The 418-nt window shown below is 75.8% G+C and carries 1 protein-coding gene; it reads left to right on the top strand.

The window, feature by feature from the left end; translation table 11 throughout:
• Window positions 1-418 (top strand): asparaginase (locus KBX53_RS35860; protein ID WP_210864129.1); only part of this gene is annotated, 418 nt, incomplete at both ends.

The following is a 418-nucleotide window of genomic DNA, read 5'->3' as shown; positions in this document are numbered from 1 at the left end:
GCACCGCCTCCCGGGCTGCGCGCCGGTGGCGGCCCGAGTCGGGTGCAGATGAACTGCTCCGGCAAGCACAGCGGGATGCTGCTGACCTGTGAGGCGGCCGGTTGGCCGCGGGACGGCTACTGGCGGCCGGAGCACCCGCTGCAGCAGCGGTTGCGGGCCGCCATCGAGGAGTTCACCGGCGAGCAGGCGGCGGCGGTGGGGGTCGACGGCTGCGGCGCCCCGGTGCTCGCCGTGTCGCTGACCGGCCTGGCCGGGGCGTACCTGCGGCTGGTCGACGCCGAGCCGGGCTCGGTGCCGCGCGCCGTGGCCGACGCGATGCGGGCGTACCCGGAGATCGTGGGTGGCACCCAGGCCGACGACACCCGGCTGATGCGTGGTGTTCCGGGACTGCTGGCCAAGGTCGGCGCGGAGGGTGTGA

Source organism: Micromonospora sp. M51 (genome assembly GCF_018070305.1).
GTDB classification, from domain to species: Bacteria; Actinomycetota; Actinomycetes; order Mycobacteriales; family Micromonosporaceae; genus Micromonospora; species Micromonospora parva.
The sequence above is the reverse complement of the archived record's forward strand: the minus strand, read 5'-3'. Positions and strand labels throughout refer to the sequence as shown.